Source organism: Geothrix sp., assembly GCF_030219325.1.
Classification (GTDB): Bacteria; Acidobacteriota; Holophagae; order Holophagales; family Holophagaceae; genus Geothrix.
Map to the genome: position 1 here is coordinate 313,084 of NZ_CP126625.1, position 13,594 is coordinate 326,677.

At 55.8% G+C, this 13,594-nt stretch carries 7 protein-coding genes and 1 tRNA gene; 2 read left to right on the forward strand and 6 right to left on the reverse strand.

Annotated elements, in window-relative coordinates; all coding sequences use genetic code 11:
* Positions 1-19 precede the first annotated feature (19 nt).
* Positions 20-700, reverse strand: coding sequence for a hypothetical protein (locus QOZ81_RS01340; protein ID WP_291202760.1), 681 nt, complete (start codon positions 698-700; stop codon positions 20-22).
* A 105-nt stretch (positions 701-805) separates the two neighbouring features.
* Here QOZ81_RS01340 and QOZ81_RS01345 point away from each other — a divergent pair.
* Together QOZ81_RS01345 and QOZ81_RS01350 are read left to right on the forward strand one after the other, a co-directional pair.
* Positions 806-881, forward strand: a tRNA-Phe gene (locus QOZ81_RS01345).
* Between the two features lie 129 nt (positions 882-1,010).
* Positions 1,011-1,604: a hypothetical protein gene (locus tag QOZ81_RS01350; protein ID WP_291202756.1), complete on the forward strand. Its 594-nt coding sequence runs from the start codon at positions 1,011-1,013 to the stop codon at positions 1,602-1,604.
* Between the two features lie 82 nt (positions 1,605-1,686).
* Here QOZ81_RS01350 and QOZ81_RS01355 read toward each other — a convergent pair whose 3' ends face one another.
* The 5 genes from QOZ81_RS01355 to QOZ81_RS01370 form a co-directional block, all read right to left on the reverse strand.
* Positions 1,687-3,159: an IS4 family transposase gene (locus tag QOZ81_RS01355; protein ID WP_291202754.1), complete on the reverse strand. Its 1,473-nt coding sequence runs from the start codon at positions 3,157-3,159 to the stop codon at positions 1,687-1,689.
* A gap of 1,479 nt (positions 3,160-4,638) precedes the next feature.
* On the reverse strand, positions 4,639-5,061 hold the full coding sequence (locus tag QOZ81_RS16715) for an antitoxin Xre-like helix-turn-helix domain-containing protein (RefSeq protein WP_441316714.1): 423 nt from the start codon (positions 5,059-5,061) through the stop codon (positions 4,639-4,641).
* Between the two features lie 167 nt (positions 5,062-5,228).
* Positions 5,229-6,170, reverse strand: a complete 942-nt coding sequence (locus QOZ81_RS01360; RefSeq protein WP_291202752.1) for a metallophosphatase domain-containing protein — start codon at positions 6,168-6,170, stop codon at positions 5,229-5,231.
* 1,481 nt (positions 6,171-7,651) lie between these two features.
* The gene (locus QOZ81_RS01365) at positions 7,652-8,038 is read right to left on the reverse strand and encodes a hypothetical protein (protein WP_291202749.1); all 387 of its coding nucleotides are present in this window, start codon (positions 8,036-8,038) and stop codon (positions 7,652-7,654) included.
* A gap of 5 nt (positions 8,039-8,043) precedes the next feature.
* The gene (locus QOZ81_RS01370) at positions 8,044-13,587 is read right to left on the reverse strand and encodes an RHS repeat-associated core domain-containing protein (RefSeq protein WP_291202746.1); all 5,544 of its coding nucleotides are present in this window, start codon (positions 13,585-13,587) and stop codon (positions 8,044-8,046) included.
* Positions 13,588-13,594: the final 7 nt, after the last annotated feature.

The following is a 13,594-nucleotide window of genomic DNA, read 5'->3' on the forward strand; positions in this document are numbered from 1 at the left end:
CCTCTCAGTCTGAGTGCCCTCAGATGCTCTGGACCAGGTTCTCCATGGCGGAGGCATCGCCGCGGCCCTTGAAGCGGGCCTTGTACTCGGCCAGATCCTTCAGGGCCTGGGCGCGGTCCCCGGCGAGGCGGTCTGCATCCAGCTGGCTGGTCCAGAAGGCTTCGGCCCAGGCTTCACCGGGCGTGGCCTGGGCGCGGAGGGGATCCAGCTGCGCCCGGGCATCCTGGATCCGGCCCAGGGCGATGGCGCGCTGGGCGAGGCGGAGCTGGCCCCAGGCATCCGAGGGTTTGGCCGAGGCCTGCCCCTTGCCGTCGAGGGTCAGGCGCCAGGTGTCCAGCAGACCGGCCGTGGCCGCCTTCCTGGAGGAGGGCGCGGCGTTCACCAGGGCTTCGAGACGGCCGAGGCGCTCGCGCATCCGCTTTTCCACCTCGGCTGCGGGCAGGGGCACCATGCCGTCGCCCTCGACTTCCATCTGAAGGGCGGAGAGGGCGGCCTCGTGCTTCTCGGTGACCGAGCTCCGCCAGGCATTCCAGGCCCCGTAGATGACGCCCAGGGCCACCAGGGAGACGACGCCGATGAGGATGGGCTTCAGCAATCCCCCATCTTCCTCCTGCCCCTGGGCCACCTTGGACTGGAAATGCGCCAGGCTCTGCGCGGGCTTCTGGACCTGGATTTCTCGACTGCTGCTGGGGCGGGCCATGACGAACCTCTTCGATGAACCATCACTCGGACCCTTGAGGATGCACCAATCCCTGCCTTTCCGGCACTTGAAAATGCGTCCCCGCCTGCTAGGATATTCGTTCGTGCCTGGGTAGCTCAGTTGGTAGAGCAATGGATTGAAAATCCATGTGTCGGCGGTTCGATTCCGTCTCCAGGCACCAAAGCTACCGGGCCCCCGTTTGGGGGCCTTTGGCCATGGTGAGCCGGGATCGAAGTCACACCCTGCCTGGGGGCCGATGGCCCGTCCGGGGGGCTGGTTTAAGCTGGTGCTTCATTGCGATGGAGTCCCCATGCCCCTGCTCTTGCTGGCCGTACCTGCCCTGGTGGGCACTCAGGCCCCCGCACCCGCCCCCAAAGCCGTGGACCGGGTCCAGGACCTTTTCGAGGCGATCCCGGAGGCCTTCATCGACGGGAAGCGCGGCGCGATGCCCGGCCTGGTGGCGAAGGCGAAGGCGGGCTGGGAGCAGGCGCGGCCGGAGCTCCTGAAGGCCCTGGGGGAGGCTGAGGCCGCCGCCATCGACCGGCAGGTCGGGGCCATGGTCAAGATGTCGCCCCGCGAGCAGGCGGTGGGCGCCCTGGGCGTCTCCACGGCCCTGAGCCGGCTCCAGGGCAAGTCCCGCCAGCAGGACCTGTTGAACGCGGATCGGACGGTGATGCTGGCCTGGTGCCTGGTGGATTCGGGCCAGTTCAATCCCCTGCCTGGCGTGGCCGAGGCCTTCCGGCCCGTCATCGATGGGGACAACGGGCATCACGGGCTGGCGGTCATGGCCGTGCGGGATGCGCTGAAGCGGCTCCAGGAGAGCCAGCAGAAGAACCAGGCGGCCGGGGCGAAGAAGGCCCTCAAGGACCTCCTGAAGCTGGTGGACGTGTTCGAGAAACCCTGACCTGGCGAAGGGACACGAGAAGGCCCCCTCGCGGGGTAATGCCGTTCACTTAAGGAGAACAGGGGCGCAACCGCCCCTGTTTTTATTTCTTTCGAGTCGTCTTTGAACCCCGATTTTGATTCGATTCTTTTGAATCGATGTATGAGTAGCGGACGTCGTACTTGCTTGGTCTCGACTTAATCACCCGGGGAAAGCGTCGACCTTTACGTTCGGGGAGCAGTTCCTTGGAGAGTTGGACACGACGGTGGTAGATGAGCCCGCAGAGAATCTCAGTCGTCCCGGGGGCCGCAGCCTCAATAACCAGCTCGTCCTGCAGTAACTCTAGCGCCTTCTTGAAGCTCAACCTTTTCGGAGATACTCCCCTTAAGGCGGCTGACTCCACCATCAACAGCCGTAATAGGTTGTAGCCGATAAAGGCGCCCCAAACCTCTTGCCTGATCCCCTCTGGAGTGAGAGACCGTAGGGTCAAAGAGTTCAGAAACAGCCGAACCTTGACCTCAAGATAGCTAGTTTCGACCTCCCACCGCTGGGTATAAAGCGAGCAAATCTCCTGTGAGGGGTATTTGCACTCGTCCAGAAGCGAGGTGAGCAATACGCGTGGATTGCCATCCAAGTCGTAGGTTCTGATAGCCCGCGCTATCCATTTTTTGGGGAGGTCGGGTGATTTAAGTCTGGCCTCCCTAGATACCGTCATTTCGACCAGGGCATCCTTTTCTGTTCCAGAAATGACCACGTGTCGACTATCTATCCGGGCTGGTATGAGGAAGTGTCTCGATTCCCCCACAGTTGATAATCCGAGAAGGATGGACGCAGAGATGAAACCCTTATCGAATATGGTGAGTGAATTTCCAGGGATCCTCGGGATCAGGTCTGCAACGTAGCGCATTTCGTTGATGTTGTAGCGACCAAAGGCTGCATCCACCAAAATCCTTGTGGGGAGTGACGTTAGTGTCACAGCCCTGAGTTGTGGATTGGATGAGCGTTTGCCACTCGCAAATGATTGGGCCCCAAATTCCTCTAGCATCTCGGGCGTGTCAGGAGTCTTCAAGGTGGTCCCGTCCACAACCCAGAGAGTCAGTCCTTTCCAATCTTGGTCGGGGGATTGATTAGCCGCCCAAGATCTCGCCGATTGTCTGAACAACTCTCGAAATGGGTCGACCCCAACCCTTTGTCGAGCCTGGGCAATCGCGCTCTTGGAGACGAAGCGATTTTTGCCGCCAGGGAGGGCTAAATCGAGAGCCTCGACAACTCCAGAGATTGACCTCGACCGAAATATTGAGACACAAATGACGATCCATACCACGATGTCAGCTGGCAATCGGCGCCGGCGTATGGTGGTTTTGCATGTTTCGCCCAGGGCTTGCAGGATCCACTCCATCGGTAGATAGACCCCTAGGCGCCTCAGAACGCTCAAAGTTCTTTGATGGAGTAGGCTTGGCCCCAAAAGGGGCTTATCATTGGCACAGAACCTCCCTACCAGGTTCTGGTGGCGTCCCTCGAAAGAAGCACCGAAACCTGGGGTTCGAGCAAAGGCGGTGGGCAATTCAATGCCCACCGTTGTGTTATTGGCTCAAGACTTTCTATATGGTCGGTAGTCCGTGATTTTCAGGGGGGGACCCCTGCCCATATTTCACGGCCCACAAAACCAGCCTGCCGGCAAATGGCTGAGTAACTCGCCAGACCTTGCCTGGTCCCTGGAAGAGGGCTATCCTGAGCAATGGAGTTCATGCCGTGAATTCCTTATCCTCTGTAGTGTTCAAGGACGGGTGCCAGCCCGTCCTTGAATTGTTTAGGGTGGATTGCCGGTTCTCCACTGTGGAGGGCAGCGTGCTGGCCACAAGGTGGTCCAGCTGGTCTTGAGGATTGACTCCACTCGCTCTCTAAGTCGATGCGAGCTTCCAGTCCTAAGCCCATAGGACACCCCGCTCGGGGACATACTGAGGTCTTCTGCGAGCCGACGCAGAGACCAACCCTTGGCGCTAAGAGCCAAAGCAATGTCTTCAGGTGACCACTGGGGGTGTACAGGCATGTGCAGATCCATCGAGAATTGATCGGTGGTGCGCCGATCACAACAGTTTGGAAAGCGGGAAGGCGTCTGAATAGGGCCGATATTACCTGCTATCGAGAGAGGCAATAGGAAGCGAGTAGACTCAAGTCATGCCTAAAATCACGAAGCATCGAATGGCAATTACACCCCCTCGACCAGTTCAAAGAGTGGATGATGTCTTCCAATTGATTCTATGGTTTTGGGCTAATACATTCCCTATCAGCTACATATCTGAAAAAACCGGATTATCGACCCGTACGGTAGCTGGCTATCTACGGCATCTCAGGATCCAAATCGAAGAGTCCGCACCACCATACACAGGGGTGTTGGATGGTGTTGTACACGTCGAGGCGTGGAACTATAAGCCTAGATTGAAGTTACCGCCTCCGAATCGGTCCTCTTTACCTAAAAAACGCCCATTGCTCCTAGGGATGATGAGCGCTGAAGGGAGCCTTCGCCTATTCGTAATCTCGAGTAGAAGTAATACGGAAATCCATCCCTTAGTCAAGGCGCATGTTGCTAGAGGAACTTCGCTTATTATTAACCACTCGAATGTTTATCGGGGTCTGCGAACGGATGGATTCCCAGACCAAGTGCAGAAGAGTACCGAGGAGCTCAAGTGGGATTTGGAGGCTGGAGGGGGGGGCTCAACCTTTATTACTTCTGGGATTACATAAATTTGGTAATGAAAACTGCTCGGGGAGTCCGAACCGACAACTTTCTTCCACGTGTTCGTGAGGCCGAGCTTCGATGGGCTTTTCGGGAATTACCTGCGGTATATCTCTATAAACATGCACTTGCCTTGATGAATCGTAAATAATTTCGTTTTCAAATTTGAAAACAATCGATTTTTAATAATTCTAATCATCTATGTTCAAGAGTGTACTGATCGCCATGCCTCATGACAGGGGAAAACCAAACTTGTAGAAGACTTAAAACGAATATCTGGTGAGGGCAGCTGGGTTGGAAGTCAGGCCGAGCAATTCCTCACTCATGCACCTGCCGACTGTCGGCCTTGGAGCCAAGCAACCCCTCCAGGTACAGTCTTGTTCGGACCAACCCGACGACCCCTGAGGCCATCCGAACAATGGGTGGTGATCCGCCAAACAGAGGATGGTCGTTGTCTCGCCATATCCAAGATTCTGCTTCATCAGACGGAAGGAGGCTGTGCAAGCACTCATGGATCACAAGAACGCTCGTGACCCTTTCAAGCCGGTCCATGCCTAGCCGGGCAGCTCCGGTAGCTCTCCAAGCTCTCAAGGTGGTCTTCGTCCGAATGTTCAGGAGTGCTCTCTGTTGCTCGGTCGTCAGACCCCATGCATCCGCAATCTCGAAAAACCCTCGGAGTTCGGACCTAGAGGACAATTTCTCAACCATGGCTCCTCCCCACCCCAGTGATGCCCGATACATCCATAGGCCAAATCGGGACGGGAGCTTGCGGGTCCGACGGCACGAAGGCGCTCCTGGCACCTCTGCGGATGAATGGTTGGCTTGAGCCGATCTGGGGGTTCCTCCATCCGGGGTGGATCCGCATCCTCGTGGATCTGTTCACCCGGGGGTGGAGGGGCCTTCGGGAATCATTCCTCCGCACGCCCTTCCTCCAATTTGGTGAAGGGGATAGGTCGCTTGGTCGGCTTCCTCTCAGATCGAAGGTGTTTGGCCAGATCGGATTGGAGCCCTCGTACAACATAATCCTGAAGGAGGGCATCTGCCTTCATCTCTCGGATTTCCGCCATCTCGTGCAGACCGGCAACCTGATGTGGAGGCAACTCGTACAGCACCTCCTCTCGGAGGGCACCCTCGGTTGGTTTCAACGCCACCTGCAGACGTTCCAGGCGTTCCAACCGCCGGTTGGGTTCAATTCCGTGAACCTTGATGGACTTGGGGCAGAGGTCCAGAACAATGGGTTGATGCGTAGTTCGATACTCCTCATCGCAACTGCACGCGTTCACATAGGTGGTGACCTTGGATCGAGCTACCCCGTACGAGTCATGGATGTGCCCGAACACATGAACCCGAGGCCGAACGGCGGCGAGTCTGATCTTCAGTTCTTCACAACCGAGGTGAGGGCCGCCATGTACTTGATCGAGCATCCCTCTTGGAGGTCCATGGGTGATCAAGACCTCCGTGTCCAACGGGATCTTGTTCCAGACCTGACGGAGGGCGGGTCCATTGCGCGGCAGATTGAACGCCCAGTCACAAAACCAGGGCTGCCAGGGTGAACCCCAGAACTTGACGCCCTCAATCTCAACCCCGGAGTCCTGGAGGTAGGTGATGCCAGGGTTGGCTCTCAAAAGCTGGGCGGCTCCGTCGGGATCATGCTGAAAGAGCCAATCATGGTTACCCGCCACGAGGATTTTATGCCGGTGCGGGCGGGTTGAAAACCAAGCTAAAAAGCGGTTCACCTCCAGGCTGGTCCCTTGCCCGGTGGCATCTCCGGCGTGGATGAGAATGTCTCCACGTGGAATGTTCAGGGTCTTGTGGGTGTTGTGAGTGTCGGAGATGCACACAAGGCGCATGGAACTCCTTCGTAGGAGGTTGATGATGGTTAACCAGAGGGAGTCCTAACCCTGCCTAGGCCGCACATGGACGGATCTGTCGCCCGTGAAACCCCAATGCCAGGAGCCGCCACCCTGCCAGCCCGGCTCTGCAGTGCGTGCTTCGGCTGTAGAGATTCGGCGACATGATTCCACCCAAATGGCCCACTGTTGCTCGCCCTGGTGTTTGATTTGCTTGCCCATCCGATCACTCCAGGTCCTGCCCGGTTTCCGGGTTACCAGGGCCTCCGTGATGATCCCCCGGGTCACCCAGATCATGACTAATGAGGTAATTCCTGGATTCGTCTGGGGTGATCTTGAGGGCAGCCTTCCGAGTCATGGCGAAATCACAGAACTCCCTTGAGAATCGGAAGTACCTCGTCTCATTTCCTTCTGGTGCGACCTGAAAACCTGTGGCCAGAACGTACCATTCGTAAGGGACCAAGACTGCCACGGGCTCGCGCCTGCGTTTGGCCCTACAGATGCGAATGTGGGCGCCCTTATCGATCTGGTTCAGGCACCGCCAAAGGTGGCGATCGGCCTTCCTCATGGCAAGAAGGAGGTGAAGAGGATCGTTCTTGCACACGCGTAGATTCCCTCTCATCAAACGGTCCTGACCAAGTGATTCGGTCCCTCAATGTAATCTCCTGAAAACCGCTTGCACACTATATTTGCGCGTCGAATAGAGAGTCGAATAGCGAGTCGAATAGGGAGTCGAATGAGGCTAATTTTTGGGCCAGTTCGTCGAATAGAAAGGTAAGTGAATCGCCCGACCGGATGTGATAGCGTCTGCCCACATCGAGACGATCCCGTCTCGGTAAGCCGTGGTGACGTCATGCACTGTAGAGGCCGCTCTAGATCCGAATTGGATGCGTATGGCCGATACTCAGGAAAGCCTCATAAATGCTGGCTTAGGTTGCACAGCATCGAGCGAATCAAGAAGGTGGCGTGATGGTCTCAATACTTGAAGAGTTTCAAACCCGTTTCCCGCGCCTCTTCGAGGGGTTTCCGGGTCCAGCGTATTTCGACATTGGGCCTGGTTGGTATGGCCTCGTTGCCGGCCTACTGGAGAAACTGGATGCTATGAACTTCCAAGACCTTCGGGTATTCCAGATCAAACAGAAGTTCGGCGGACTTAGGTGCAATCTTGAGGGTTCCTGGAACGACGAGGCCTCAGCCTTGATCAGGCACGCTGAGGAGGCGTCCTTCCACATTTGCGAACAATGTGGGTGGGATGCCACATGCCTCCATGAAGAGACCTTGTGCGCTGCATGCAGAGGCGATCGATATAAGCCCCTCCCCTGAAGATCAGCTGCCTAACGGATGAAGCTCAGCAGCAATTCCTGCACCAAGGTGATGAGCGGAGCCGAGACAGCGGAATGATGTGAGAAAGCGGAAAGCAAAGCAGGCGGGATCCGAGTTGAGCCAAGGGTTAGGCCGGTATCTTTGGTGGAAATCACCTGTTAGGCCCAAGTGAACTTCCGTTCACTGTCTCTGTAATCGATCTTAATAATCTGTAATATATCTGGCCATGATTCTTGGAAAGTGTAACCCTCGAGCGTATCAAGCACTCCATCTGTGACAAACAAGTTGAACCCAGCACCAGATTCGAGACCATTCATCTGCACAATAACATCTGATATCACAAAGTCCTTTCCTTTGAGTAATGATGGAATTGGGGACTTCATGGAAATCTCTAATTTCGTGAAAAACCCAACCCCAGTAGTTTTTCTTTCTCGATTAACAATATTATTTATTTGATCCTTTAGTAACCCGAGAAGGGGATCATTCCCCTCTACAATTTTGGCTAGAATCAAATTTTCGAAATCATCCCACTCAAATTCATTCATCAGATTCACCTATAAAATGCGTTGCCGAATACCGGGTTCCCATTAATTACATTGCCAGTGGCTGTAAATATTTGACCACCAACGTTAACCGTAACCTCAAATGGACCATTTCCACGTCCTTGGGCTGCTGCTATTGCTGCGTTTTCAATTGCCTGATAAGCCTGAGTTCTATCGCCACCAAACTGGCTAAGCAGAGCATCGAAGTTATGTCCTCGACCACCGCTAAAAACATGATCTATTGCATTTTGTAATGCACTACTGGCTCTATTCAGGGCATTTCTCAAATTGCTTGGAACTGGGCCACCACCATCTTCGAACAACTCAAACAGCAATCTCAAACAAGCGACTCTCGCTGCCAGAGAAGGAAGCCTCAGACAATTCATGATTGAAGCATCACAAGACGTGAGGCCTTGAAGCCCTAATGGATCAATGTTGTTCAAAGGATTATTGCCAACATATGAATAAACGTTGGAACCGTCTGGAAGGCTCTCTGCATCGACTGAAGAGATCAATTTCGTGACAACTCCAGCCCGCAGCATCCCCGTGAGCCCAGGTGTAATAAGGCGCGTTGGATTCATGATTGGATCCCGACTAATCCAGCGTCCAGCATTCGGGTCATAGGCGCGGTGGAGCGCAAGATTTAGCCCACTCTGCGCATGCCAGAGGTACCCAGTGAGCCCAAACAAGCTGTCCTTAACGCCCTGGACCTTCGTCAAGCGTCCATAGGGATCGTAGTCATACCGCGCCCTCACGTTCTGGCTCACGTCTACAAGCTCACGAATCGAGCCTAGGTGATCCCGGGTGTAGAGAAGGATCGTTCCATCGCTATCCACAAAGCCTTGGCTGTAGAAGCGCTTGGTGACGTTGGCGCCTGTGCTGTCGCGCTCTTCCGCGATCTCCACGCCATCCCAAAGGTACTTCTTGTCGCTCGTAATCTGGAGCGTCTGAGTGGCGTCTGGGTCTTTCTCAATGATCTCGACGCGCCTTCCAAGCCCGTCATAACCAAATTCACTTCTGTGCCCAGTGGCAATGATGGTGACGGTAACGAGACGGTTTTCCGCGTCCCACTCGAAGGTTCGGACTCCATCACTGATGAGGTTCCCGTTGAGGTCGTAGGCCAGAGTCGCGGAATTGGATCCTCCACTCACCACAACCGTGGCCTCATCCTTCACGTTCACGTCTGCCACGCTTGTTGCGGTCACGGTATAGGTTCCGAAAGTATTCGGAGCTGTGTAGGCCCCCGTGGATGCATTGATGGTTCCGCCTGATGCTGACCAAGTCACGGCAGTGTTGGCACTCCCCTCCACTATGGCCGTGAACGTGAATTGCGCCCCCTTGGCCAATGAGGTGGCATTTGGACTGACTGCCACAGTGATCTTCCCAGTCGACACTTGAACGGTAGCGACCGCCGACTTGGTGGGGTCGGCCATACTTGTTGCGACCAGATGGTAGATACCGGGGCTCCCGGGGGCGGTGTAGTGTCCACCCTTGTCTACGGAACCACCTCCCGTTTCCTGCACTCCCCAGGCCACCCTCTGATCAGTAAAACCCAACAGAGTCGCTGTGAAGGAATGGGCTGCTCCCGGGGCCAAGCTAATGGAATCTGGTGAGACCTCGACTTCCTTCGGAATCACAACAGAGGCTGTTGCCGAGAGCCCTGAATTGAGTGGGCCCAGCGCCTGAATATGGAAGAGGCCCGCAGTAAGTGGAGTGGAATAAACCCCACTAGCATTGATGGTGCCGCCACCAGCTTCCTGCACGCTCCAAGTGACCTGAGGAGATTGATCTCTTGTGTCCCTGGCGATAAAAAGTTGGTTGTACCCGATTGGTAGAACGGTGACGCTGGGATAGATCGACAGTGCAAGCGGTGTCACGCTGAGGGTGAAGCTAGATTGCACTGATGTCCCGGCGGGATTGGTCACTGTGAGCTGGAAGTTGGTTGTCTGGTTTGGGGTCGCACTTACCACTTGTCCACTGTCGACACCGAATATTGTGATACTCGGATTGATCTGAATGGAGCCTGTCCCTCCACTGAAAACCCCCTTATAGGTGGTGCTATCGCCCTGATTGATGGGGTTCTTGAGGGGTGCGAATGAGCTGATCACGGGGAGAGGAAGGATTGGAATCAACTTTGTGGCAGTGGCCTGCACACCACCCAGGTTCGTAACCGTGCAGGTCAAGGTGCAGGTACCTACTGGCCCAGGAGTAAATACCACAGCGGGGGTCGTGGTCGAGGAAGTGATGGTTCCTCCTGCAATGGACCATGCGTAGGTGCCACTCTGGTTAGGCACGGTGCAGTTGGCAGAGATGCCCGTCGTCACGGCTGTGGGGGCCGATATGTTTGGGTCGGGAAGCCCGGCAACTGACACAGTCGCTGTTTGGGTCTGCACCCTGCCAACCGAATTTGCCACGGAGAGGGTGTAAGTTGTCGTTGAGTTAGGCCGGTCCTGAATCGAAAAACCAGAACTGACATTCCAGTACCCACCAAGGCTCGAAGTGAGATTCGCTGACGTGCCGACAAACGCCCCAGTCACGGTGACCAAGCCCATACTTGCAACGGTTGTGGGGGTCGCATTCAGGGCTGTGATCGAAGGATTCGCAATCACAGTGACTGTCTTGGTGGCCGTGGCCTGAACCCCAGCGGCATTGGTTATCGTGCATCCTAGCGTGATGGTTCCAGGGGCAGCACCAGTAGCAAATGAAAGGGCGTTGGCTGTGGTACTACCGGAGGCCGTTCCTCCGACAATGGTCCAGAGGTAGGTGCATCCTGCCTGATATGGCACGGAGGCCGTGTAACTCTGAGATGAGTAGCTGTTGATGTAGCTCAGCGTAATCGTGTCATCCGCCTGAATCGTTGCAATCGGGGCAGGAGGAACAGTGACTGTAGCTGTGCCTGTGGCGGTGATGCCGGCGTCATTTGTGACGGATACGGTATAGGTTTTTGTCTGGGTTGGGTTAATGGTCTTGGCAACACCAGAGGTCACGGCACCAACACCCATGTCGATAACGCCGGTTCCGCCCGTAAAGGAGGGGGTGAGAGTTACGGCGGTACCAGGCGTCACATTGGCCGGGGTAGCAGTGAACGAGTTGATGGCTGGTGCCGCAACACAGGTAGCCGTGTTCGTGAACGTCGATGGAACGCCAGCCTTGGTTACAACACACTGAAGCGTGACCGTCCCCACCCCCGTAGCCTTGTAATACATCGAGTAGGCTGTGCCCCCGCTGATGATCGTCCCGCCAGTGACGGTCCACACATACGTGCTGGCTGCGTCGTAGGGCACTGACGCCCAGGATCCAGTGTCATTGAGCGTAACGGGTGTCTTGAGGGTGATGCCTCCAGGTGAACTGGGATTCACCGTGATATTGACCTGGCTAGTGGCGGTGATTCCGGCTGCATTTTTTACTACCAGGTAATAACTGATGCTGCCCTTCGGGGAAGCCGGGTACACCGATCCGGAGGCCACGACGCCGCCCCCAGGAGTTAAGGTGGCAACCCCACCACTAAATGTGGGAGTCAAATTGATGCTCTGGCCGGAGGTGATCGTCGTGGCACTTGCTGTGAATGAGGTGATCAATGGGGCAGCAACGATTGTTACAGTCGCGCTTCCCGACCGCACCACGCCAGCAGGGCTGGTAATTTGACAGGTGAGCGTACAGGTTCCGACTGAACCAGCCGTGTAATACACCGTGTTGCTGGTTCCCCCTGAAGTAATGGTTCCACCTACGATGGACCATAGGTATGAGGAACCGCCCACGTAAGCCACTGAAGCTGACTGCGAAGTGGCCGTAGTTACTGGTGAGGTGGCCGCCACCGTCGAATTGGGCCCGTAAGGATCCACATTGACGGTGACGTTTGAAGTCACTTTGGTCCCTGCCGAATTGGTTACAGACAGGTAGTAGGTGTGGCTCCCAACCGGAGTCACTGTCACTCCTGTGCCTGAACTGACCTGACCAAGACCAGAATCGATGTAGCCAACGCCATTGGCAAAGGATGGTGTCAGGACACAGGACTGACCGGGGGTCAGATTCAACTTGCTTGAAGTGAACGAGGAAATCGTAGGTGGTAGGACGCCTGTAAGGGTGATGGACTGAGTTTGAAAAACGCCTACCGGGTTTGTGACCTTGCACGTCAAGGTGTAGGAACCCACCGATGGAATTGTGTAGGAGACTGAACTGCTCGTGGCCCCGCTGGTGATGGTTCCACCCGGCAAGGTCCAAGCGTAGGTGGTCCCAGCCACAAAGGAGTAGGGCACGGAAGCAGAATTACTAACACCCACCGTGACTGTGGTGGGACCGGAAATTTGGGCACTTGGGGAGGCAGGCACCGTGACAGTAACAGGCTGTTGGATCTGGGTACCGGCAGCATTGGTGACGCAGAGGGAATAGGAAGTCGTGGCCAATGGGTTGACTGTGACCGAGAACGGACTGATCACCTTCCCTATCCCCCCGCTGATAACTCCATTGCCATTGGCGAACGTCCCAATAAGCACAGCCGCCCCACCCGAGGCCACATTAGCTGGGGTCGCCGTGTAGGAGACGATCTGAGGTGCGGCCACCACTGGGATAGTGGCCACGCGGGTGGAAGGAACCCCGTATTGGTTGGTCACTGTAAGAGTGACTGTGCAACTGCCAATCGCGGATGGAATAACGTAACAGTAGTTGCTGGTAGCCCCTGGATAGGCCGCTAGGGTTCCGCCAGCGACCGACCAGGCCCAGGTACACCCTGCCTGGATAGGTGAGATGGGAGAAACAGTGTTCTGGATACCTGCCGTCAACGCAGAGGGAACAGAAATGGATGCATCTGGTGGAACCGCAGTCACGGTTGCTGTCGCCGAAACGGAGGTCCCAGCCACATTGGTTACCGTCAGGGTGTAGGTCTTAGTGGTGGTTGGATGAACAGAAATCGCCACCCCACTTGTAACTGACCCGACTCCTTGATCTATAACCCCCGTACCACCCGAGAAGGTGGGAGTTAAAGCCAGGGTAACGCCGGCCGGGTAACTACCCTCACCCGTCAGAGAATTAATGCTGGGCGCAGCTACAAGGTTGACAGTCTGGCTTCCCGTATTGGACCCACCAGCATTGGTCACGAGGCATTGAAGGGTAAGGGTCGCTCCGGTTCCAGCATGAAAATAGGTGGTGGATGAATTGGAATAACCCTGAGCCAGGGTGCCGCCCGTGATGGTCCATTGATATGTGTTGCCGGCAACATCCGGTACAGAAGCCGCGAGATACTGGGCGCCGACAGTCGCATTGGCAGGTGCCGATATCGTGGCATCCGGGGCGGCGAATGCCAAGGACGTGGCGGAGTGGAAGCTTGCTGGCACGGCTCCCAGGGATTGGCTTGGTAAACAAAGCATTCCAAGAACCGCGAGTAGAGCAAACAGGGGGCGCTCTCCTGAGATGGCTCTACCCGTGAGGTGCGCGGAAACCTGATTCACTGAAATCAGACAGTGGGAGTTCTCTTGACTTGGTGTCTCAACAGAATGCAGTGAGGTCTTCAGCATGAGGAGCCTTAGGAAGTAGAAGGGGGGGATCGAGAGATTCATTGTTCGA

Bases quoted from the DNA above. Each gene is read 5' to 3' on its own strand.
- QOZ81_RS01370 (WP_291202746.1), bottom strand. From the start codon at position 13,587: ATGAATCTCTCGATCCCCCCCTTCTACTTCCTAAGGCTCCTCATGCTG.
- QOZ81_RS16715 (WP_441316714.1), bottom strand. From the start codon at position 5,061: ATGTATCGGGCATCACTGGGGTGGGGAGGAGCCATGGTTGAGAAATTG.
- QOZ81_RS01365 (WP_291202749.1), bottom strand. From the start codon at position 8,038: ATGAATGAATTTGAGTGGGATGATTTCGAAAATTTGATTCTAGCCAAA.
- QOZ81_RS01350 (WP_291202756.1), top strand. From the start codon at position 1,011: ATGCCCCTGCTCTTGCTGGCCGTACCTGCCCTGGTGGGCACTCAGGCC.
- QOZ81_RS01340 (WP_291202760.1), bottom strand. From the start codon at position 700: ATGGCCCGCCCCAGCAGCAGTCGAGAAATCCAGGTCCAGAAGCCCGCG.
- QOZ81_RS01360 (WP_291202752.1), bottom strand. From the start codon at position 6,170: ATGCGCCTTGTGTGCATCTCCGACACTCACAACACCCACAAGACCCTG.